Annotated in this window: 6 protein-coding genes and 1 tRNA gene; 2 read left to right on the plus strand and 5 right to left on the minus strand. The window is 67.6% G+C overall.

The genetic code is table 11. The annotated features are described in order from the left end of the window. Positions 1-26: 26 nt before the first annotated feature. The 5 genes from ACLMAL_RS05165 to ACLMAL_RS05185 all read right to left on the minus strand — a co-directional run bounded on the left by ACLMAL_RS05165 (position 27) and on the right by ACLMAL_RS05185 (position 6,569). The gene (locus ACLMAL_RS05165) at positions 27-1,493 is read right to left on the minus strand and encodes a peptidoglycan D,D-transpeptidase FtsI family protein (protein ID WP_406235018.1); all 1,467 of its coding nucleotides are present in this window, start codon (positions 1,491-1,493) and stop codon (positions 27-29) included. Continuing rightward, positions 1,490-2,980 carry an FtsW/RodA/SpoVE family cell cycle protein gene (locus ACLMAL_RS05170; protein ID WP_328407799.1) on the minus strand — a complete coding sequence of 497 codons (1,491 nt, stop codon included), beginning with the start codon at positions 2,978-2,980 and terminating at the stop codon, positions 1,490-1,492. The genes ACLMAL_RS05165 and ACLMAL_RS05170 overlap by 4 nt, the downstream gene beginning before the upstream one ends. After that, positions 2,980-4,485, minus strand: a complete 1,506-nt coding sequence (locus ACLMAL_RS05175; protein WP_411998015.1) for a PP2C family protein-serine/threonine phosphatase — start codon at positions 4,483-4,485, stop codon at positions 2,980-2,982. The genes ACLMAL_RS05170 and ACLMAL_RS05175 overlap by 1 nt, the downstream gene beginning before the upstream one ends. Continuing rightward, positions 4,482-4,949, minus strand: a complete 468-nt coding sequence (locus ACLMAL_RS05180; protein ID WP_364904974.1) for an FHA domain-containing protein FhaB — start codon at positions 4,947-4,949, stop codon at positions 4,482-4,484. The genes ACLMAL_RS05175 and ACLMAL_RS05180 overlap by 4 nt, the downstream gene beginning before the upstream one ends. A 201-nt stretch (positions 4,950-5,150) precedes the next feature. Further along, positions 5,151-6,569, minus strand: coding sequence for an FhaA domain-containing protein (locus ACLMAL_RS05185; RefSeq protein ID WP_411998016.1), 1,419 nt, complete (start codon positions 6,567-6,569; stop codon positions 5,151-5,153). Positions 6,570-6,797: 228 nt separating this feature from the next. On the opposite strand from ACLMAL_RS05185, the gene ACLMAL_RS05190 reads away from it, so the two are divergent. Next, positions 6,798-6,880: transfer RNA gene (locus ACLMAL_RS05190), tRNA-Leu, on the plus strand. 1,008 nt (positions 6,881-7,888) lie between these two features. Then, positions 7,889-24,676 (plus strand): type I polyketide synthase, encoded by a 16,788-nt coding sequence (locus tag ACLMAL_RS05195; protein WP_411998146.1) that lies wholly within the window; start codon positions 7,889-7,891, stop codon positions 24,674-24,676. Positions 24,677-24,767: the final 91 nt, after the last annotated feature.

Here is a 24,767-nt window from a genome sequence, read left to right on the forward strand (position 1 = left end):
TACATTCACTCGCACGTTCATATCCTTCAGCTGCCTCGCAGTCCGGCATCCAGCACTGCACGCGCGACGGGCGCGGCTACCGAGCCACCGGTGGCGGCCAGCGCCCGGTCTCCGCCGTTCTCCACGATGACCGCGATGGCGATTTTCGGGTTCTGCGCGGGGGCGAACGCGATGTACCAGGCGTGCGGTGGGGTGCTGCGCGGATTGCTACCGTGCTCGGCCGTGCCGGTCTTGGAAGCGATCTGGTACCGGGACTGGCCGCCGCCGGCGGTGTTCTGCTCCGAGGCCACCATCAGGTTGGTCAGCGTCGACGCTACCTGGGCGCTGACGGCTTGGCCCACCGAGACGGGCTTGGGCTTGGACAGCTCGCTCAGGTCCGGGCCTTGTAGTTGTTCGATCAGCTGCGGCTCCATCCGGACGCCGCCGTTGGCGATGGTTGCTGCGATGACCGCGTTGTCCAACGGCGTGAGCGCGACGTCGCGTTGTCCGATACTGCTCTGGCCGAGTGCCGCGTTGTCCGAGATCGTCCCGACGGTGCTCTCGGCGACCGGGATCGGGATGCCGCGGTGCGCGCCGATACCGAAGGCGGCCGCCTCGTCCTTGAGGTTCGCGGCCCCGACCTTGAGTCCGAGTTCGACGAACGCGGTGTTGCAGGACAACCGGAATGCGTCGTACAGCGACGCGGTCGGGCCGCCGCCACAGGTGGAGCCGTTGTAGTTCTCCAGCGTGGTGGTGGTGCCCGGCAGGGTGATGTTGGGCGCCGCGGTGAATTGATCCTCCGGGGTCGCCGTTCTATTGGCCAGTGCGGCCGCGGTGACGACCACCTTGAAGGTGGATCCAGGCGGATAGGTCTGCGAGACAGCGCGATTGAGCATCGGCTGACGTGGGTCGGTGCTCAGCATCTCCCATTCCTTGGTGCCACTGGCACCGTCGTGCCCGGACAGCAGGTTGGGATCGTAGCTGGGTGTGGAGACCATCGTGAGAACTTTGCCGGTGCTCGGCTCGATTGCCACTACCGAACCGGTGTAGCCCTTGCTGGTCAGCTGGTCGTAGGCGACCTTCTGCATCGCCGGATTCAATGTGGTGAGCACGTTGCCGCCGCGCGGATCGCGACCGGAGATCATGTCGATCAGGCGGCGCCCGAACAGTTGGCTGTCGGAGCCGTTGAGCACCGAGTCCTCGGCGCGTTCCAGGCCGGTGCTGCCGTACTGCATCGAGTAGAAGCCGGTGACCGGCGCGTACGCCTGCGGGTCTTCGGGGTAGGTGCGCAGGTACTTGTAGCGGTCCTCGGTGGCGACCGAGTTGGCGAGCACCGTGCCACGCGCCGAGATCTGTCCGCGCTGGCGGGCGTACTCGTCCAACAGCACCCGGGAGTTGCGTGGGTCGCTTCGGTAGTCGTCGGCCTTGATGACCTGCACGTAGGTGGCATTGATCAGCAGCGCGACGATCATCAACATCACCGCCATCGCGACCCGCCGTAGGGGCGTGTTCATTCCTGGGGCCTCGCTTCCGATCGGCCCGCTTCGGCGGACTTGCGCAGCAGCTCCGTCGGCGCGTCCGCGATCGGTGCAGGCTCTTTCTTGCGGGCCGGTGCGGGGGCGCGTGCGGCGTCGGAAACCTTGATCAGCAACGCGAGCAGCGCGTAGTTGGCCAGCAGCGACGAACCGCCGTAGGACATGAACGGGGTGGTGAGGCCGGTCAGTGGAATGAGCTTGGTGACGCCGCCGACCACGACGAACACCTGGATCGCGATGGTGAACGACAGACCGGCGGCCAGCAGCTTGCCGAAGCTGTCGCGCACGGCGAGTGCGGTGCGCAGGCCGCGCACGATGAATACCAGAAACAGCAGCAGCACCGCGGCGAGCCCGATCAGACCGAGCTCCTCACCGATGGTGGTGATGATGAAGTCGGTCTTGGCGAAGGGCACCTGCGAGGGCCGGCCGCTGCCGAGGCCGGTGCCCGCGAGCCCACCGGTCGCGAGCCCGAACAGCGACTGCGAGATCTGGTAGCCGGTGTTGCTGTAATCCGCGAACGGATCCAGCCAGGTATGCGTACGCACTCGCACATGGCCGAAGGCCTGGTAGGCGAAGAAGAATCCCACCGCGAGCAGGCCGCCGCCGATGACGAGCCAGCCGACGCGTTCGGTGGCGATGTAGAGCATCACCAGCACGGTGCTGAAGATCAACAACGAAGTGCCGAGGTCCTTTTCGAAGACCAGCACGCAGATGCAAACGATCCAGACCACCAGGATCGGACCGAGGTCGCGCCCGCGCGGGAACTCCATGCCGAGGAAATGCCGCCCGGCCGCGGTGAACAGATCGCGCTTGGCCACCAGTACCGAGGCGAAGAAGATGATGAGCAGGATCTTCGCGAATTCACCCGGCTGCACACTGAATCCCGGCAATCTGATCCAGATCTTGGCGCCGTTGGTCTCCGAATACGCTCCTGGCAGCAGTGCCGGAATCGCCAGCGCGACAAGGCCCAACAGACCTAGGGTGTAGCTGTAGCGGGCCAGCGTGCGGTAGTCGCGCAGCACGATCAACAGCGCGATGAACACCACCATTCCGAGGCCGGTCCACATGATCTGCTGGTTGGCGTCGGGGGAGGGGATCGCCGAGGAGTTGTATTCGGCGGTCTGTGCATCGGCGAGATCGAGGCGATGGATCAACACCAATCCGAGGCCGTTGAGCAGGGCGACGATCGGCAGTAGCAGTGGGTCGGCGAACGGCGCGAAGCGGCGCACCGCAAGATGCGCGACCGCGAACAGCGCGAAGAACGCCAGCCCGTATTTGGCGATATCCCAGGTGACCGACTGCTCCTGACTGGCTTCGACCAGAAACAGGGCTGCGGTCGTGATGACCCCCGCCACGGCCAGTAAGAGCAATTCGACGTTGCGTCGGGTGGATGGCGGCGGCGCGGGTGCGAAGCCGCCGGGGGGACTGGGAAAAGCCCCAGCGGTCGGCGGTGCCGGTGCGGACATCAGTCCGTCACCCGGCAGGTCTCCCCCGCGATCTGGGGGTTCGCCGCCGCGGTCGACGTCGGCGCCGTCGGCTCCGACTTGGTCGGCGTCTTGACGTCGGTACCCCTGGTTTCACCCGGACTCGGTTCGGTCCCCGCGGGCGGCGGCGGGATCTCGCTCGGGGCGGGCGCCGGGCTGCCGGTCGAGGACGGCGGCGGCGCCACGGGCGGCACAACTCCTGGCTGCGGGACCTGCTCACGGACCGGGCACGGCGGCAGCAGCTCGTCCTGCGCGAGGACCTTCATCTGGTCCTTGGCCTTGTCCAGTGAGGTCGGCGGCAGGCCACGGTCCACTTGGGTGCGCCCGGTGGACTTGAGATCGGCGGCCTTCAGCACCCGGCAGCCAGGGGGCAGATCTTGGCCGGGCTGCTCCAGGGTGAGTTCACCGGAGGATTTGACGCAGCCGACCAGATCGACCTCGTGGATCGAATAGCCGAGCACCGAACCGGGCAGCCCGCGCAGGATCACCACTTGGCCGTTGTCCGCGGCAACGTAATAGTTGCTGCGAATCATCTTGTAGCCGACCAGCAGACCGACGAATACGGCCACCACCAGGGCGATCGCGAGCACAATCCAGCGCAGCCTGTGCGACTTGCCCTTCGCGGGCGGCTCCGGCGCTGCCGCGGCACGCCGTGGCGTCGCGCGCGGCGGACGCATGGCGGCCGCCCGACCTGCCGCGGTGTTCGGCGGCGGGGTGTCCTCGTCCTGACCGGAGGCGGCGCCCGCGACGATGGGATGGCTCTGCCCGTAGTCGAGATCGATGACATCGGCGACGACGACGGTCACGTTGTCCGGCCCGCCGCTGCGCAAGGCCAGCTCGATGAGCCGGTCGGCACATTCGTCCTGGCTGCCCTCGCGCATGGTGTTGGCGATCGTCTCGTCGCTGACCACGTCGGACAGGCCGTCGGAGCACAGCAGGTAGCGATCACCGGCGCGAGCCTCGCGCATGATCAGCGTCGGCTCGATCTCGTTGCCGGTGAGGGCACGCATGATCAGTGAGCGTTGCGGATGGGTGTGCGCCTGCTCGGCGGTGATCCGGCCCTCGTCGACCAGTGACTGGACGAACGTGTCGTCTCTGGTGATCTGGGTCAGCTCGCCGCCGCGCAATAGGTACGCGCGGGAGTCGCCGATGTGGACGAGGCCGAGTTTCTTGCCCGCGAACAGGATTGCGGTGAGCGTGGTGCCCATGCCATCGAGTTCGGGCTCTTCCTCGACGTGGTCGGCGATCGCGGCATTGCCCTCGTGGGTGGCTGCGTCGAGCTTGCCGAGGAGGTCGTCGCCGGGCTCGTCGTCGTCGAGATGCGCCAGTGCGGCGATCATCAACTGGGAGGCCACCTCGCCCGCGGCATGGCCACCCATGCCGTCGGCCAGTGCGAGCAGGCGTGCGCCCGCGTAGACGGAGTCCTCGTTGTTGCCTCGGACAAGACCGCGGTCGCTACGTGCTGCGTAGCGGAGAACAAGTGTCACGATCGCAGCTCGATCACTGTTTTGCCGACACGGACGGGAGTTCCCAGTGGAACTCGGACTGCGGTAGTGACTTTCGCGCGGTCGAGGTAGGTGCCGTTCGTCGAGCCGAGATCTTCGACGTACCAGTCGTCACCGCGTGGAGACAACCGCGCGTGTCTGGTGGAGGCGTAATCATCTGTGAGTACCAGCGTGGAATCGTCCGCCCGCCCGATCAGCACCGGTTGGGTGCTGAGCGAGATGCGGGTGCCGGCGAGTGAACCTTGAGTCACCACAAGATATTTGGCGCCCTTCTGGCCTCGGCTGAAGGAAGGCAGCACCGCGGAACCGCGTGCGGCCCTGGGCTGGATCCGTATGCCGGATGCCGCGTAGATGTCGCTGCGCAAGGTCCGCAGTACCGCCCACACGAACAGCCATAGCAGCAGTAGGAACCCCGCACGGGTCAATTGCAAGATCAATCCCTGCACGGCGTTCCACCTCCTGTTCGACCGTGTACGTCGGTGCCGTAGGTGCTGGAGCGCCCCCGCCGGCTTGCTGGTCTTGCCGGCCCCGGTTCTGGTGCCGCGCGTGTGTTCGCAGCATCATAGGGCCGTCAGCCGATTTCGATCACGATACGACCGCAGAATCCCTGATGGCCATGTCGTGACCCGCATCGCGAACTTACAGGATCAGACGATACGGATCAGGATCTCGGAATGCCCGGCACGGATGACATCTCCGTCGGCGAGCTGCCAATCCTGCACCGGGGAACCATTGACGAGGGTGCCGTTGGTGGATCCCAGATCCGAAAGCATCGCGGTCGCGCCGTCCCAGCGGACCTCGATGTGCCTGCGCGATACACCGGTGTCGGGCAGGCGGAAGTGGGCGTCCTGGCCGCGGCCGATGATGTTGCTGCCCTCACGGAGCTGGTAGGTGCGTCCGCTGCCGTCATCGAGCTGAAGAGTTGCCGAGTAGCCCGAACCGGCTGGAGCGCCCCCGCTGTAGGCGGGTGCGGCGTAGCCGGGTTGCGCGGCGTAGCCGGGCTGTTGCGAGTAAGCCTGGCCGTAGCCGCCCTGCTCGTCGGGCGCGGCGTAGCCCGGCTCGGCGTAGCCGGGTTCGGCGTAACCCTGTTCACCGTAGGCCGGCTGCTGGCCATAACCCTGCGGCTGCCCATAACCCGGCTCGGCGTAACCCTGTTCACCGTAGCCGGGCTGACCGTAGCCCTGCTGCCCGTAACCGGGCTCGCCGTAGCTTTGCTGGCCGTAGCCGGGCTGACCGTAACCTGGCTCCTGGTAGCCCTGCTGGCCGTAGTCGGGTTCGGCGTAGCCACCGCCTTGCTGGCCGTAGCCGCCGCGGTCGGCGTAGCCCTGCTGCCCGTAGCCCGGCTCCTGGTAACCGGGCTGGCTCTGCTGGCCGTAGCCGGCCTGGCCGCCCTGGTAGTCGTAGCCGTTCTGGTAGTCGCTGTACCCCTGCTGGGAGTCCGGCGCCTGGTAGTCGGAGCCGCCCGGATACGGCGCGCCACCACGGCCGTACTCCTCGCGGTACGCACCGTTTTGCGGACCGCCCCGCCCGGCGGGTGGTGGTGCGTACCCGCGGTTGCGTGGATCGGACTCCGCGGGCTCACGGCTGGGGTCGTAGCCTGAGTTCTGCGTCATGGGGCCAGCTCCTGGTTGCGGGTTTGCAGGTCGTTGTGGCGTGAGCTCGGGGCTGTGAGCTGGTGTGGCTCGACGACCGACGTCGGGATCGACCCGGCCGCTCGCCCTGAACTGTCCGGTGTGCAGCGTAGGTGATGCCTCGAACGCCACGTGTACTTCGCCGTAGGTCTGCCAGCCTTGCTCGCGGATGTAGTCCTGCAGGTGTTTGGCGAACGCGCGGGTCGTGAGCTCATGATCCGCGACGAGTTGCTCGTAATCGGACGGGTTGATCGTGATCACATAATTGTTGGCCGCCAACTGGTGGCCGCCGCCCAGATCCTGGACGTGATCGGTGGCTTCGCGTTGCAGCGCAGCCTCCACTTCCTGCGGCACGACACTGCCGCCGAAAGCCCTGGCGAACGCATCATCGACGGCGCCCTGCAGACGACGCTCGAACCGTGAAACGATGCCCATCTCGGCCTCCCTTCGGTTGAGCGTCCTGTTCTGATTGATAACAACGACACGCAGGCATGGCGTGTCGTGTGTCGACCACGTTCATTGCATGATATCCACGATCCTCCACACCTGTAACTCTTGGAAACCCCCGGCGGGTTCCCCGTGGTTGCCCGGCCTGCGCACAAGGGCCGCCGGGCGCCGATTTCGTGTCCCGCATATCTGCGTGATACTGTCTCCCAGTCGCTCGGGCGAGTGGCGGAATGGCAGACGCGCTGGCTTCAGGTGCCAGTGTCCTTCGGGACGTGGGGGTTCAAGTCCCCCTTCGCCCACAGTTTTAGTATGTGAAAGCCGTAGTCCGGAGAGTATCTCGGGACTACGGCTTTTTTCGTTGTTCCGGGATGTGGACGAGCTCCCCGTCACTGGGGAGTCCGGACCGCACGACGCGCCGCACGCCCACCGTGTGGACGAAGGGTTGCTGATTCGATCTTGGTCGGGCTGGTCGGCCGCCGGATCCTCGCAGTGGAACGTCGATACCTCCCGATCGCGAACATCTGGCGAATGCCTGCCACGCCTCCGGTGTGGTCCCTCGGCGAGCGTGTGACTCGGCGGTCCGTACGCGACCGACCAATGAGAAACGTTGGTGCGCAACATAATCGGCGGATCGATGATTGTTGACATGACTAGTATCGCCGTGATCACGCAGAACCGGATGCCGCTGCACGACGACGCTTCTTCGGCCCGTGGTGCACCGGCCGCCTTTGTTACCGATCGTTCATGCGGCGGTGGCCGGTTCGACACAGGATCGACGAGCCGCCGAAGGGTGGCACATCAAAGGGCGGTACATCGGTTGCGAGGAACCGATTCGGCTGGCAGGCTAACTCTCAGCAGGCAACTGGACGCATATCCTGGGGTTTGCTTGGCGGAGAGAGATTTTGATGAGCACTGATTTCGTCTTCTGTGCAGGCGAAGTACCGGCTGCGGGTATCGAGCCGGGCAATTTCCATGACGTTGCCAGCCCGCCTTTCAGTGTGGTGAAAGGGAACGTTCCCATGGACTACGTCTCGATAACCAGCGACAACGTTCACCGACGGAACCGCGGAACCGCGGCCGTACGTCGAGGTCTGCGCACCGATCCTTCGCCCTCCATGGCCGCGAGTCTGCCGATTCACCGCGCGCCCGCCACCTCATCGAGTCGCCGCCTCATCACCGACACCTGACCGAACGATCTTCGGTAACCCGCTAGCCCGCGTCGCTCCTGCCGCCGGGCTTCTTTGTCAACCCCGAAATACCCCTGGATGTGAAACGTGGACACAGGCACCGGCGATTCGTCCGACCGCATGTTGGAGTATCTGAAGAAGGTCACCGTCGAGCTCCTCACGACTCGCGACGATCTGACCCAGCTGCGGGAACGCATCGACGAGCCGATTGCGATCGTCGGTATGAGCTGCCGCTACCCGGGTGGCATCGAATCGCCGGGACAGCTGTGGGATCTGGTCGCGTCCGGTTCGGACGCCGTCGGCGAGTTTCCGGTGGATCGGGGTTGGGATGTCGCGGGGTTGTTCGATCCCGATCCCGACCGGTTCGGGAAGGTGTACACGCGGGAGGGCGCCTTCTTGCGCGATGTCGGCGATTTCGACGCGGGGTTCTTCGGGATCGGTCCGCGCGAGGCAGCGGCGATGGATCCGCAGCAGCGGTTGTTGCTGGAGGCGTCGTGGGAAGCGCTGGAGGACGCGGGTATCGATCCGTTGTCGTTGCGGGGCAGCGACACCGGCGTCATCGCGGGGGTGATGTACGAGGACTACGAGCACAAGACAAGGGCTGCGGGTCCGGCCTACGAGGGGTACGCGGGCGTCGGCTCGGCGGGCAGCGTGGTGTCGGGTCGAGTGGCGTATACGTTGGGGCTGGAAGGCCCTGCGGTGACGGTGGATACGGCGTGTTCGTCGTCGCTGGTCGCGATCCATCTGGCTTGCCAGGCACTGCGGCGTGGAGAGACTTCGCTCGTGTTGGCCGGCGGTGTGACCGTGATGTCGACACCGTATTTGTTCATCGAGTTCTCCCGGCAGCGTGGTCTGTCGCCTGACGGTCGATGCAAGTCCTTCTCGGCGGCGGCGGACGGTGTCGGGTGGTCCGAGGGTGTCGGTGTGTTGGTGTTGGAGCGGTTGTCGGATGCGCGGCGGCTCGGTCACAACGTGCTTGCTGTGGTTCGGGGTTCGGCGGTGAATCAGGATGGTGCGTCGAATGGTTTGACGGCGCCGAATGGTCCGTCGCAGGAGCGGGTGATCGCTGCGGCGCTGGCTGCTGCCGGATTGGCTCCTGTCGATGTGGATGTGGTGGAGGCGCACGGGACGGGCACTTCGTTGGGTGATCCGATCGAGGCGCAGGCGCTGATCGCGGCATATGGACAGGATCGTGCGGAACCGATCCGGATCGGATCGTTGAAGTCGAATATCGGGCATTCGCAGGCGGCTGCGGGTGCAGCCGGGGTCATCAAGATCGTGCAGGCGCTGCGGAACGAGGTGTTGCCGAAGACGTTGCATGTGGATGCGCCGTCGCCGCATGTGGATTGGTCGGCGGGTTCGGTGCGTTTGCTGACGGAGTCGGAGCCGTGGCCCGCGGGGGAGCGGGTGCGTCGGGCGGGTGTGTCCTCGTTCGGTATCAGTGGCACGAACGCGCATGTGATCGTGGAGGAAGCACCTGCGCCCGTCGGCGGGTCAGCCGAAGGGACCGCCGCGGGCGACCCGGTTTCGTCGACATCGCCTGCCGAATCCGAAACCGTCGCCGCGGATGTGGTGCCGTTGCTGGTGTCGGCCAAGTCCGGCGAAGCGCTGCGCGGCCAGGCGAATCGGTTGCGGCAGTGGCTGCTCGACCACCCGGATGCGGACTTGTGGAGTGTGGCCTCGTCGCTGATCGATTCCAGGGCCCAGTGGGACTTGCGGGGCGCGGTGGTCGGTCGCGATCGGGAGCAACTGGTTGCGGGGTTGGCCGAGCTGGCGTCGGGTGCCGTGTCGTCCGGTCTGACTGTCGGGGGTCGGACGGCATTCGCGTTCACGGGTCAGGGTGCCCAGCGTGTCGGGATGGGGGCGGAGCTGTATGTGGCGTTCCCGGTGTTCGCGGCGGCGCTGGACGAGGTGTGTGCCGAGTTCGATCGGCACCTCGGCGGGGCCGATCCGGCATCCGACCACCGCTCCTCGACGAGCTCCGCGGTGTCATTGCGGCAGGTGATGTTCACCGATCCCGAAGGTGTGCTGGATCGGACGGAGTGGACGCAGCCTGCGTTGTTCGCCTTCGAGGTGGCGATGTTCCGGCTCGTCGAGTCCTTCGGCATCACACCGGATGTGTTGATCGGGCATTCGATCGGCGAGTTGGCGGCCGCCTACGTGGCAGGGGTGTGGTCGCTTGCGGACGCGTGTGCGTTGGTGGCGGCGCGCGGTCGTTTGATGGGTGCGCTGCCTGCGGGCGGCGCGATGCTCGCGGCGGCGGTGACCGAGCAGCGTGCGGTCGACATCGTGGCGGAGTACGGGAATCGGTTGTCGGTCGCGGCCGTGAACGGTCCCGCGTCGGTGGTGCTGTCCGGTGACGTGGACGTTGTCGAAGCGGCGGAGCGCGGGCTGGCCGGCGCGGGTGTCAAGACATCGCGATTGCGGGTCAGCCACGCGTTCCATTCCGCGCGGATGGAACCCATGCTGGCCGAATTCCGCTTCGTTGCTTCGGGTCTGACGTATCGAACGCCGATTGTTCCGATGATGTCGAATGTTTCCGGTGCTGTGGTCGGAGTCGAGGTGACCGATCCGGAGTACTGGGTCGAGCAGGTGCGCGGGTGTGTGCGATTCGCGCCCGGCGTGGACGCTCTCGTCGCGGCAGGGGTGCGGCGGTTTGTCGAGGTGGGCCCGGATGCGGTGCTGACCTCGATGACTCGCCAGTGTCTGGCCGAACACCCGGAGGTCGAGGCGGACTCGGTGGTGGTCGCCGCCTCTCGACGCTCGGTCGACGAGGTGACGCAGTGTGTGACGCTGCTGGGGCAAGCGCACACCACCGGTGTCGGCGTGGATTGGCGACCGATGTTCGCGGGGCGGTCTCTGCACCGGGTGTCATTGCCCACGTACGCGTTTCAGCGTCAGCGGTACTGGTTGGAGCCACTCGTTGCTAACGCATCGGTCGGGTCATCGGATCATCCGATCTTGACCGGCATGGTGTCGTTGGCGGGCAAGGACGAATGGCTGTTCACCGGACGGGTGTCGTTGCTGACCCACCCGTGGTTGGCCGATCACGCGGTGTTCGGCTCGGTGTTGCTGCCCGGGACCGGCTTTGTGGAACTTGCGTCGACCGCGGGCATGCGGCTCGGGGTCGACTTTGTCGAGGAACTGCTGCTGGAAGCGCCGCTGCTATTCGAGGCAGGCACTGCGGTCGACATCCAGCTCGGTGTCGAACCCACCGACGGCGCGGGCCGCCGCCGGTTCGTGATCCACTCGCGTGCCGTTGCCGACGGGAATCCCGATGCGGGCGAATGGGTGTCGCATGCCAACGGCGTGCTGGCTCCGGTTGCACAGAGCGTTCCCACGTGGGTCGAGTCGGGCTGGTATGGATCGGCTGCGACCGCAGAATGGCCGCCCGCCGGTGCCGAGGCGGTGCCGAACGATGGGCTCTACGACCAGTTGGCGGACTTGGGGCTCGGCTACGGCCCCGCGTTCCAAGGGGTCACGTCGGTCTGGCGCGACGGCGACGATCTGCTCGCCGAGGTGTCCCTTGCGGCCGAAACCGCTGATCAGGCATCGGGGTTCGGGATTCATCCCGCGTTGTTCGACGCCGCATTCCACGCGGCGATCGGGGGGCTGGCGCAGGACATGTCCTCGGGTCGGCTGCCGTTGCCGTTCTCCTTCGCCGGGACGCGGGTGTACCGCACCGGGGTGACGGCCGTCCGGGTTCGACTTGTGCGGTGGGGAGCCGGGCGGATACGGGTCCTCGCTGTCGACGACACCGGGGCCCTGGTGTTGAGTCTCGATTCGCTCGTTGCCCGCCCCGTGGACGCCAAAGTGCTGAACAGCGGGGCCGGTCGTCGACCGTCGCTGTCGGATGTCGAATGGGTGCCGGTGTCGTCCGGGTCGACCGGGGCGGTTGCGTCGGTCGCGCTACTCGGCGGTGCGACTGTCGCGGGCGTCGAGCGTCGGGGTGCGGAGCTCATCGAGCTGCTCGACGATGCGGCTACTCCGGAGATCGTCGTCTGGTCGCCTGTCGGCGACAACTCGACCGACGGTGTTGTTTCGAGCGACCCACAAACTGTCGCCGGCGGCGACGTGACGGCGCGGACCCACAGGTGGGTGCGGTCGGCGCTGGAGCTGTTGCAGAGGTGGCAGGCCGAGCAGCGGTTGAGCGATTCGCGACTGGTGGTGCTGACCCGTGGAGCCATGGGCGTGTCGGGCGAGTCGCCGGATGCGGCGGGCGCGGCGGTGTGGGGCTTGGTGCGCAGTGCGCAGGTCGAGCATCCGGGCCGGTTCGTGCTCGTCGACGTGGGAGTCGAGGAGAACCCGACAGTCGATGTGATCGCCGCGGCAGTGGGTTCGGACGAACCGCAGCTGGCCGTGCGCAGCGGTGGGCTGCGGGTGCCGCGACTGCGGCGGCAGGCGGGCTCTGCCGTGGCGGACGCGTCGTCCTTCGGCGCGGGCGCGGTGTTGATCACCGGTGGCACCAGCGGTCTCGGCGCCGAGCTGGCACGCCACCTCGTCGATGCGCACGGTGCGCGACGACTGGTATTGGCGTCGCGGCGAGGTGAGCGTGCCGACGGTGTTGCCGAGCTGGTGAGCGAGCTGACGGCAGCGGGCGCGCAGGTGCGGGTCGTGGCCTGCGATGTGGGCGATCGTGCGGCGGTGGCGGCGCTGCTCGCCGAACTGCCCGACGAGTTCGCTCCGAGCGCGGTGATCCATTCGGCGGGCGTGCTCGACGACGGCACCATCGAGACCTTGACCACCGAGCAGCTGGACCGGGTGCTGGCGTCGAAGGCGGACGCCGCGTGGCATCTGCACGAATTGACCAGCGACCGTGATCTTTCGGCGTTCGTACTGTTCTCGTCGGTCGCGGGAGTGGTGGGCAACCCGGGACAGGGCAACTATGCCGCGGCGAATGCGTTCCTCGACGCGCTGGCGTTGCGGCGCAGGGCGGCGGGCTTGCCCGCGGTGTCGATCGCGTGGGGATCGTGGAACCAGAACATCGGTATGACCAGCGGTCTGGGAACTGCGGCAATGGCGCGGATGAGCCGCCTCGGCGTGCGTCCGTTGGAGACGGCGGATGGCTTGGCGTTGTTCGATCGTGCGGTCGTCGCGGCAGCACCGGTGGTGGTCGCGACGGAGTTCGACACCGAGGCGCTGACGATGCAGGCACGCGAGGGGGCCCTGCCCCGGATGTTGCATTCGATCGTCACGGTGCCGGTGCGGCGGGCCGCGGACACGGGCGGCACATTGGCGCGGCGGCTGGCCGCCGCGCCGGCCGAGGAGCGTGCGGCGATCGTGCTCGACGTCGTTCGTGAGCAGGTCGCAGGCGCGCTCGGTCACATTTCCGGCGACGCCATCGATCCCACCGCGCCGTTCGCCGAGCTCGGCTTCGATTCCCTTGCCGGAGTGGAGTTTCGCAATCGGCTTGCCAAAGCCACCGGAGTGCAGCTGCCGTCGACGCTGGTGTTCGACTACCCCACCGCGACCGCGGTGGCGGCGTTCGTGCGGTCTCATGTCGGTGATCTGGAAGAAGCGGACACCGGCCGTGCCGTCACCCGCGTGCCGCGTCGGGTCCGTACCGATGAACCGATCGCGATCGTGGGGATGAGCTGCCGGTATCCCGGCGGGATCAGCTCGCCGGAGGATTTGTGGGAGCTGGTGGCGTCCGGAACGGACGCGATCGGCGAGTTCCCGACCGATCGCGGCTGGGATCTGGATCGGCTGTTCGATCCCGATCCCGATCACTCCGGCACCTCCTACGCGCGACGCGGCGGATTCCTTTCCGGTATGGCGGATTTCGACGCGGGGTTCTTCGGTATCGGTCCGCGCGAGGCAGCGGCGATGGATCCGCAGCAGCGGTTGTTGCTGGAGGCGTCATGGGAGGCTTTGGAAGACGCCGGTATTGATCCGTTGTCGTTGCGGGGCAGCGACACCGGCGTAGTCACCGGCGTCTCGTATCAGGACTACGAGGAGATCGCCAAGGCGGCCGGTTCGGTCGCCGAGGGGTATGTCGGCACCGGTTCGACGAGCAGTGTGCTCTCGGGGCGAGTGGCCTACACGTTGGGGTTGGAAGGCCCTGCGGTGACCGTGGACACGGCGTGTTCGTCGTCGCTGGTGGCCATCCATCTTGCCTGCCAGGCACTGCGTCAAGGGGAGACCTCTCTGGTCTTGGCAAGTGGTGCTCAGGTGATGTCGACGCCGTTCATGTTCATCGAGTTCTCGCGGCAGCGTGGTTTGTCGGGTGACGGTCGGTGCAAGGCGTTCTCGGCGGCGGCGGACGGTGTCGGGTGGTCCGAGGGTGTCGGTGTGTTGGTGTTGGAGCGGTTGTCGGATGCGCGGCGGCTCGGTCACAACGTGCTTGCTGTGGTTCGGGGTTCGGCGGTGAATCAGGATGGCGCCTCGAATGGTTTGACGGCGCCGAATGGTCCGTCGCAGGAGCGGGTGATTGCAGCGGCCTTGGCGTCGGCCGGGCTCGATCCCACCGATGTGGATGTGGTGGAGGCGCACGGGACCGGGACACCATTGGGTGATCCGATCGAGGCGCAGGCCCTGATCTCCGCGTACGGGCAGGGCCGTGCGGAGCCATTGTGGGTCGGATCGTTGAAGTCGAATATCGGGCATTCGCAGGCGGCTGCGGGTGCCGGTGGGGTCATCAAGATCGTGCAGGCATTGCGGCACCAGATGTTGCCGAAGACACTGCATGTGGATGCGTTGTCGCCGCATGTGGATTGGTCGGCGGGGTCGGTGCGATTACTGACCGAGCAACGAGCGTGGCCTGCGTCGGTGGAGCGGGTGCGTCGGGCCGGGGTGTCCTCGTTCGGTATCAGCGGGACCAACGCCCACATCATTCTCGAGGAAGCAGGCCAGGAGCGTGCGACGGAGCCGGTCACGCCGCCCGTGGCTTCGGGCATGATGCCGTTGCTGGTGTCGGCGAAATCCGAGGCGGGACTGCGGGGACAGGCCGCTCGACTGCGTGCGTGGCTGTCGGTGCACCCGGAAGCGGACTTGGTCGACGTGGCACGTTCGCTGCTGACGACCCGGGCCCGATTCGATCGGCGCGGGGCCGTCGTCGCGGGCGATCGGGATGCCATGCTGGCGGGCCTCGCCGAGCTGGCCGCAGGCGCGGCGGCGCCGGGCGTAACCGAGGGCACGCCCGTCGGCGGCAAGATCGCGTTCCTGTTCACCGGACAGGGCGCGCAGCGTGTCGGTATGGGCGCCGGGCTGGCTGCGGCGTTCCCGGTCTTCGCGTCGGCGTTCGACGAGCTGTGCGCCGAGTTCGACAGGTTGCTGGAGCCCTCGTTGCCCGGCGTTTCGCTCAAAGACATCGTCTTCGGCACCGCGGGCGAAGATCTGCTGCATCGGACGGAGTACACCCAGCCTGCGCTGTTCGCCTATGAGGCAGCGCTGCTACGGCTCGTGGAGTCGTTCGGGATCACCCCCGACGTGCTCATCGGGCATTCGATCGGCGAGCTGGTCGCCGCGTACGCGGCCGGGATGTGGTCTGCGGCCGACGCCTGCGCGCTTGTCGTGGCGCGGGGACGGTTGATGGGCGCACTGCCCGACGGCGGTGCGATGCTGGCCGCCGCGATCCCGGAAGCGCGGGCGCTCGGAGCCATCGCCGGGTTCCGTGGCCGGCTATCGATCGCGGCGGTGAACGGGCCGTCCTCGATCGTGATCTCCGGCGCCGAGGATGCCATCGAGGAACTGGAACCGCAGCTGGCCGCGGACGGGATCAAGACAACGCGGTTGCGGGTCAGCCACGCTTTCCATTCGGCATTGATGGAACCGATGCTGCCGGAGTTCGAGGCCGCCGCCGCAGGAGTGACTTACGGTCGGTCGCTGCTGCCGGTGATATCGAACGTGTTCGGCGTGGTAGGCGGCGAGGCTTTCGCCGATCCCGGGTACTGGGTCGGTCACGTGCGTGACACCGTCCGCTACGCCCACGGCGTCGAGGCCCTGGTGGACATGGGTGTCCGGCGGTTTTTGGAATTGGGACCCGACGCCGTACTGACGGCGATGACCAGGCAGTGCCTGCCCGAGGATATCGATTCGAGGTCGCTGGTCGCGGCCGCGGGACGGCGCGGCTTCGACGAGGTGACACAGTTCCTCACGTTCCTCGCCGACGCCCACAACGCCGGCATCGAGGTGGACTGGGAACCGTTGCTCGCCGGCCGGGAAGCAGTGCGGGTTCCGTTGCCGACGTACGCCTTCCAGCGTCGGCGGTACTGGCTGGACCTGGTGCGCCCGGTAGCCGCGGGCAACATCGAGCATCCGATCCTGCTGGATGCGGTGCCGGTGGCAGGCAAGGACGAGTGGTTGTTCACCGGGCAGCTTTCCGACGCCCGTCATCCGTGGATCGCCGAGCATGTGGTGTTCGGTACCGCGGTGGTGCCGGCGACCACCTACCTGGAGCTGGCGTCAGCGATCGGTGAGCGGCTCGAGCTGCGGACCGTCGAAGAGATGCTGCTGGACATTCCACTGGCGCTCGGAGAGCACGCCGTCGATCTGCAGGTCGCTGTCGGCGAGAGCGAACCGGATGGGCGACGCCGCTTCACCATCTACTCCCGGGCCGAGCACCTCGACGATGCCGATGCGTGGGTGCCACACGCCAGCGGGGTGCTGGCCGCCGCCGACACTACGGCGGACGCCGAAACCGGATGGGACCAGATATGGCCGCCCTTGGGTGCGGTGCAACTCGACGAGCAGGTTCTGTATCGGCGGGTCGCGGATCTCGGCATGGAATACGGTCCGGTGTTCCGTGGGGTGCGCACGATGTGGCGGCGCGGCGACGAGATGTTCGCCGAGGTCTCGTTGGACGCGACAACGGCCGGTCAGGCATCGGGATACGGGATTCATCCCGCGTTGTTCGATGCTTGCCTGCACCCCGCTCTCGACTTCGTCATGGACGACATCCCCGAGGGGCGGATTCCGCTGCCGGTCTCGATCGGCGGCCTGCGCCTGGCGCGGACCGGGTCGGGGCCGGTCCGGCTCCGTGCGGTGATGCTCGGCGGCAACCGCATGCGGATGGATGCGGTGGACGAGGCAGGCGAGCCGGTGCTGAGCGCGGACTCCGTGGTGATGCATCCGGTGGAGCGGCGCACGGTGGAACGGGTTCGGTCGAGCTCGGCGTTGGTGCCGCTGTACGGCGTGGAGTGGGTGCCGGTCGCGGCGGGGTCTACCGAGCCTGCGGGGACGATGGCCATTCTCGGCGGCGGGAATGTGGCAGGGATTGATCGTCGATCCGCTCAGGTGCACGACCCGGCCGATACCGATGCGGTCGCGGAAACAATCGTCTGGGTGGTCGGTGACGACGAATCCGACGTCGTGAATGTGGCTGAGGCGGGCCGCAGAACCGTCGCGGAAGCGCTCGGCCTGTTGCGGTCGTGGCTGGCGGACTCGGGGGTTGCCCGGTCGCGGCTGGTCGTGGTCACCCATAACGCGCTCGGGCTGCCGGGCGAGTCGCCCGATCCGGTGTCCGCGGCTGTCGCGGGGCTGGTGCGCAGCGTGCAGGCCGAGCATCCGGGTCGGATCGTGCTACTCGACCGCGACGACGAGATCGACGCAGGCACGGTGTCAGCGGTGCTGGCCGCGGATGAGCCGCAGGTTGCGGTGCGCGGCAGCCGGTTGTCGGCACCGCGGTTGCGCAGGGAATCGGTGTCGCCGAGTGCAGGCCCGGTGTCGTTCGGGGCCGGGACGGTGCTGGTGACCGGAGGGACCAGCGGGCTCGGTGCGCTCGTCGCGCGGCATCTGGCCGCCGAGCACGGGGTGCGCAGGCTGCTGTTGGTATCGCGACGTGGTCGCGACGCCGACGGCGTGCCCGAACTGGTCGCGGAACTGGCGGCGCTCGGCGCCGAAGTGGACGTCGCCGCCTGCGATGTCGCGGATCGCAGCGCCGTCGCGGCGGTGCTCGCGGAAATTCCGGCGCAGTTCCCGTTGACCGGTGTCGTCCATGCCGCGGGTGTGGTGGATGACGGCACCGTCGAGACCTTGACTGCCGAGCAGTTGGATCGGGTGTTGCGTCCGAAGGTGGACGGGGCGTGGTTGTTGCACGAATCGACGCGGGAGTCGAATCTTTCGGCGTTCGTGGTGTTTTCGTCGGTCGCGGGGCTAGCCGGTGCGCCGGGCCAGGGCAACTACGCGGCGGCGAACGCATTCGCCGATGCGGTCGTCGGGCTGCGGCGGGCGGCAGGTCTGTCCGGTGTCTCGGTGGCATGGGGTCCGTGGAACGCAAACACCGGTATGACAGGTGAGCTGGGTGCGGCCGGTTTGGAGCGGTTGCGGCGGTTGGGTTTCCGTGCGCTCGGCGACACGACCGGGCTGGCCTTGTTCGACGCGGCGGTCACCGCCGATGCGGCGCTGGTGGTCGGTGCGGAATTCGATGCGACAGGACTTGCGGAACAGGCCGCAGCGGGATCACTGCCGAAGGTGCTGAGTCCGCTGGTTTCGGCGCAAACCCGGTCGCGCGGGAACATCGGATCGGTGGTGGGGCGGCTGGCGTCGGCGTCGGTCGCCGAGCGCGACGAGGTGGCGCTCGAAGTGGTGCGGGAGCAGGCGGCGGCGGTGCTCGGGCATGCCTCCGCCGAGGCGATCGAGTCGGAGGCCGCCTTCACCGAGTTGGGCTTCGACTCGTTGGCCGGTGTGGAATTCCGGAATCGGCTCGCCAAGGCCACCGGATTGTCGCTGCCATCGACCCTCGTCTTCGACCACCCCACCGCTCGGGCGGTGGCGGCGTTCCTGGTGTCCCGGATCGGGGATACCCCCGCCGCGCAACGACGGCCGACGAGAACCGTGCGCCGGACGCGGACGGACGAACCGATCGCCATCGTCGGAATGAGCTGTCGTTATCCCGGCGGCGTCGGATCCCCTGAACAGCTCTGGGATCTGGTGGCGGCCGGTAGGGACGCGATCACGCCCTTCCCCTCGGACCGGGGCTGGGATCTCGAGCGGCTGATCAACCCGGACCCGGACGAACCAGGCACCACCTATGTCCGGGAAGGCGGATTCCTCACCGCGGCGGGTGCTTTCGACGCCGGTTTCTTCGGTATCAGTCCGCGCGAAGCGACGGCAATGGATCCGCAGCAGCGGCTGATGCTCGAGGCCGCCTGGGAGGCATTGGAAGACGCGGGCATCGATCCGACGTCGCTGCGTGGCAGCGATACCGGGGTGTTCGTCGGCGCCACCCCGTCCGGGTATGCCGAGCGGGTGACCGGCGAACACGAAGGTTTCCGGATGACCGGGAACTCGGACAGCGTCACCTCGGGCCGGGTCGCTTACGTGTTCGGTTTGCAGGGACCTGCCATCACGGTGGACACGGCGTGCTCGTCGTCGCTGGTTGCGCTGCACCTGGCGTGCCAGGCACTGCGCAATGGGGAGACCACGCTGGTGCTCGCGGGCGGTGTCACGATCTCGGGGAGCCCAGAGCTGTACGTGGACTTCGCACGTCAGCGTGGTCTGGCGCCCGATGGCCGCTGCAAGTCCTTCTCCGACGGCGCCGACGGTGTCGGCTGGTCGGAGGGCGTCGGCGTGCTTGCCATCGAGCGGTTGTCGGATGCGCAGCGGCTCGGTCACAACGTGCTCGCCGTGATCCGTGGTTCGGCGGTGAATCAGGACGGCGCGTCCAATGGTCTGACCGCGCCGAACGGTCCGTCGCAGGAGCGGGTAATCGAGGCGGCATTGGCGGTCGCCGGGCTGGATCCCGCCGATATCGATGTGGTCGAGGCGCACGGGACGGGCACACCGTTGGGTGATCCGATCGAGGCGCAGGCCTTGATCGCCACCTACGGGCAAGGGCGCACGGAACCGGTCCGGATCGGATCGTTGAAGTCGAATATCGGGCACTCGGTCGCGGCTTCCGGCGTGGGTGGCGTTATCAAGATGGTGCAGGCGCTGCGGAACGAGGTGTTGCCGAAGACGTTGCATGTGGATGCGCCGTCGCCGCATGTGGATTGGTCGGCGGGTTCGGTGCGTTTGCTGACGGAGTCGGAGCCGTGGCCCGCGGGGGAGCGGGTGCGTCGGGCGGGTGTGTCCTCGTTCGGTATCAGTGGCACGAACGCGCATGTGATCGTGGAGGAAGCACCTGCGCCCATGCGCGACGCGCGGTCCTCGACGGCGGTCCCGACGTCCTCGCATGAGGGTGTGGTCGCGTGGCTGGTGTCGGCGAAATCCGAGGCAAGTCTGCGGGCTCAGGCGGACCGATTGCGGGCGTGGTTGGTCGACCATCCGGAAGTCGATGCGCCGAGCGTCGCGCGGTCGTTGATCGAAACACGTGCACAGCTGGAATGGCGCGGCGCGGTTGTCGGCCGGGACCGGGAACAGCTGCTTGCCGAACTGGCGGAGTTGGCGACGGGTTCGTCGTCCTCCGGCGTGGTCGAAGGAACGGTTGGGTCCGGGAAGACGGCGTTCGTGTTCACCGGCCAGGGTGCGCAGCGGGTGGGCATGGGGGCGGAGCTGTCTGCGGCGTTCCCCGTCTTCGCGGCCGCCTTGGACGAGGTGTGTGCCGAGTTCGATCGCCACCTCGGCCAGGCCGGCCGGTCATCCGACCACCCCTCGACGAGCTCCGCGCTGTCATTGCGGGAGGTGATGTTCGCCGATCCCGAGGGTGTATTGGATCGGACGGAGTTCACCCAGCCCGCACTGTTCGCGTTCGAAGTGGCGTTGTTCCGGCTGGTGGAGTCGTTCGGCGTCATCCCGGATGTGCTGATCGGGCATTCGATCGGCGAGTTGGTTGCCGCGTACGTGGCAGGGGTGTGGTCGCTGTCGGATGCGTGTGCCCTGGTGGCGGCGCGTGGTCGTTTGATGGGTGCGCTGCCGGAGGGCGGCGCGATGCTCGCGATAGCGCTGCCGGAAACCGAGGCGGCACAGCTGCTCACCGGCTTCGGAGACCGGGCATCGATCGCTGCCGTGAACGGTCCGGACGCCGTGGTGATCTCCGGTGACGCGGACGCCATCGACGAGGTGGAGCGGACGTTGTCGGGGCAGGGCAGCAAGACGACGCGATTGCGGGTCAGCCACGCGTTCCATTCCGCGCGGATGGAACCCATGCTCGCGCAATTCCGTGCTGTCGCACAGGAGGTGACCTACCGGGATCCGCTGCTGCCGATCGTGTCGAACGTAACCGGTGCGGTGGGCGAGGCATTCACCGATCCCGAGTATTGGGTCGGGCAGGTGCGTGCCGCGGTCCGGTTCGCGCCGGGGATCGGGTCGCTCGCCGACACCGGCGTGCACCGATTCCTCGAAATCGGACCCGACGCGGTACTCACGGCCATGACCCGCCGATACGTGAGCCAGGACGGCGATGTCCCAGCCGGATGGCTGGTGGCCGCTGCGAGTCGTCGCGTGGGCGATGAGGCGAGTCGGTTCGTGACATTCCTTGCGCAGGCGCACATCGCCGGCATCGGTGTGGACTGGCAGTCGTTGTTCGCTGGGCCCTCGGTGAATCGAGTTTCGTTGCCGACGTACGCATTCCAGCACCAGCGGTACTGGCTGGCGGCCGCAGCCGATACGGGCGATGTCCGGACCTCGGGTCTGGACGACGTCGAGCATCCGCTGTTGAGCGCGGCGGTCTGGCTGCCCGACACCGATGGTGTGGTGCTGACGGGTCGGTTGTCGTTGTCGAGTCACCCGTGGTTGGCCGATCACATGATCGGCGGGACGGTGCTGCTGCCCGGCACGGCGTTCGCGGAGCTGGCCTTGCATATCGGGGCGATGACCGGCAGCAGGCGACTTGCCGAACTGGTCGTGACCGCGCCGCTTGCGGTGCCCTCCGAGGGCGCCGTCGAGCTGCGGGTGGTTGCGGACGGACCCGATGACACCGGCGCCCGCCTTGTTTCGGTGTATTCGCGTCCGCAGCGCGAGGTTGCGTCGGAGCGGGCGCAGTGGGCTCGCCATGCGACGGGAACCCTTGTCGCACCGGCGTCGCCGGCCCGGAGCGACGCGACGGCGATGGCCGCGAGCTGGCCGCCCGCGGGCGCGGTCGGGGTGGATATCGGCGGCATGTATGCGGAGCTGGCCGAGCGCGGATACGGGCATGGGCCACTGTTCCAAGGGTTGACCGCGCTGTGGCGGCGCGATGGTGAGGTCTTCGCGGAGGTGAATCTCCCGGAGCAGGACCATTCGTCGGCCGATCGGTTCGGGGTGCATCCCGCGCTGTTGGATGCGGCACTACACGCGATTCGCTTCACCGGGTTGACCGGAGCGCCGGCCGACGGCGAGATCTTCGTGCCCTATTCGTGGGAGAACGTGGACATGCACGCCGTCGGAGCCACGGCGGCGCGGGTCAGATTGGCTGCGGCCGAGTCGGGTCCGGCGGGACCGGACAACCATCGGATCACGGTGACACTCGCCGACTCACACGGGGAGCCGGTCTTCGAGGTCGCGGCGCTGACCATGCGTCCGATCCCGATCGAGACCCTGCGCGCCGCCGGTGCTTCCGAGCTGAGCCGCGCCGCCTACCAGCTCCGCTGGGTCCCGGTGCCGACACCGAAGCCGAGCGACCTCGTTGCCGGCGTGCGCTGGGCGAGCACCGACGGGGGCGAGACGGTGACGATCGACGGCAGGCCGATGGCCGTGATCCGACTCGACGACACGCCGATCGATGCGGACGTGCCGGGTGCGGTACACGCTCGGCTCGTCGACGTGGCAGCGCAGGTGACCGCACTCCTGACCCATCAGGAGCGGATCGCCGTCGTCACCAGGAACGCGGTTGCTCTGGAAGCCGGTGCGCCGGTGGATCTCGTCGGAGCTGCGGTGTGGGGTCTGCTGCGCAGTGGTCAGCACGAGAACCCCGGCCGGATCGCGATCGTCGATGTGGACAGTTGGGACGACTACCACGATGGCGTCGCGGCGGCTGTAGCTGTCGCGGACGAACCTCAGCTGGTGCTGCGCGAGGGTGTCGCGTACGCGCCTCGGTTGAGTCGCGGTGGCATAGACGCAGGCAAGGACGTTGCGTCACGACCGGACGGCACCGTGTTGATCACCGGAGGAACCGGCGGGTTGGGCGCGCTCACGGCCAGGCATCTCGTCGTCGAGCATGGGGTGCGGCGGCTGCTGCTGGCCAGTCGGCGGGGTATGGCCGCGCCGGGCGCCCCGGAGCTCGCGGCGGAATTGGCTGCGCTCGGCGCGCATGTCGAGGTGGTCGCGTGCGATGTGACCGAACGCGCGGCACTCGACGAGCTGCTGTCGGCCATCCCGCAGGACCATCCGCTGATGGGTGTCGTGCATACCGCAGGCGTGCTGGCCGACGGTCTGCTTGCCGATATGACCGCGCAGCGGCTTGCCGCGGTCCTGCGGCCCAAGGCTGACGCGGCGTGGCATCTGCACGAGGCCACCAAGGACCTCGACCTGTCGATGTTCGTGCTCTACTCCTCGTTCGCGGGGACGATCGGCAGCCCGGGCCAGGCCAACTACGCGGCGGCGAACGCGTTCCTGGACGCGGTCGCCGAACACCGGCACCACCACGGTCTCCCCGCGACATCCATCGCGTGGGGTCCGTGGCGCGCGACCAGTGGTATGACCAGCACCCTCACCGAGGCCGATATCGCGCGACTGCGTCGAGAAGGGGCGATCCCCCTCGACGACGAGTACGGGATGTCGCTGCTCGACGCCGCGCTGGCCGCCGGTCTACCGACGAGCATCGGTGTGCGTCTCGATATGGCGGCACTCACCGCGCAGGCCGCCGCGGGTGCACTGCCGAGGATGCTCAGCACCCTGGTCACCGCGGCGCCGCGCCGCGCAACCAGTGTGCGGTCGTTGGCGCAGCAGCTGGCCGGCGCACCCGAAGCCGACCGAGCGGGCGTTGTGCTCGCGACGGTTCGCGAACATGTCGCCGCGAGTCTCGGACATAAATCCGGGGACGTGATCGATCCGGCGGCTCCGTTCACGGAGCTGGGTTTCGACTCGCTCGCGGGCGTCGATTTCCGCAATCGGCTCGCCAAGGCGACCGGCTTGGCCTTGCCTTCCACCCTCATCTTCGACCATCCCACCGCTGCGGGACTGGCCGACTATCTGTGCTCGCGGATCCCCGAGATCTTGCCGACCACGGTGGACGCCGTGGTCGCACCCACGGTGGCGCGCGTGAAAGCCGGGACTGCGCCACGGAACCGAGGCGGGCTCACCGAGCTGGTTCTTGCCGCACACCGGCGCGGGAGCGTCGAGACCGCGATACCGATGCTGTTGGAGAGCGCCAAGCTCGTCGACACCTTCCCCAGCGGCACCGAGCTGCTGGTCCAGCCTGCTCCGATCCCACTGAGCAGGGGCACCTCCCGGCTCTCGCTCATCTGCGTTCCTTCGTTCGTGGTCGGCACCGGACCGCACCAGTTCGGCGGTCTGGCGCGCGAGCTGGGCGCGGACCGCACGATCGCCGCGCTGCGCCTGCCGGGAACTCAACCGGGCGAACCGCTGCCCGAATCATGGGAGGTGCTGCTGGATTACCTGGCGGCGGCTGTTGCGGGCGCCGACAGCCTGCGCCCGATCGTTCTCGTCGGCTATTCGGCCGGCGGCGCGATCGCACATGCGCTGGCGCATCGGCTCGAGCAGACCGGGCGTGGGCCTGCAGCGGTGATCCTGCTCGACACCTATTCACCTGACGACCCTGAGCAGAATCGTCGGGTTCTGGTGACCGCGATCGGCTCTGTGCTCGATCTCGGCGACGAGGTCACCGAGATCGGCGATCACGGCCTCATCGCCATGGCGAAGTACGCGCAGCTATTCGACAAACGGCACCCCGTGTCGATCGCGGCGCCGACGTTCGACCTGCGGGCCGCGACGCAGCTGCCCGGCCTCGATCTCGCCGAGCCGGTGCCCGCGTGGATGCACACCGGCAAGAGGGCCGAAATCGACGCAGACCACTTCTCGATCATCGGCACGGAGTCCGCTGCCGCCGCGGAGGAGATACGGCGCTGGCTGGAGGAGCTGGGCGAGGCATAGCCGAGGCGAATCCGACCCGAGCCGACGGGCAATAGCGATTCGCAATAACCACTGACGTGGCTGGTTTTGAAGTACCAAGCGTGAAGATGAG

The organism is Nocardia sp. CWNU-33 (genome assembly GCF_046764895.1).
GTDB lineage: Bacteria > Actinomycetota > Actinomycetes > Mycobacteriales > Mycobacteriaceae > Nocardia.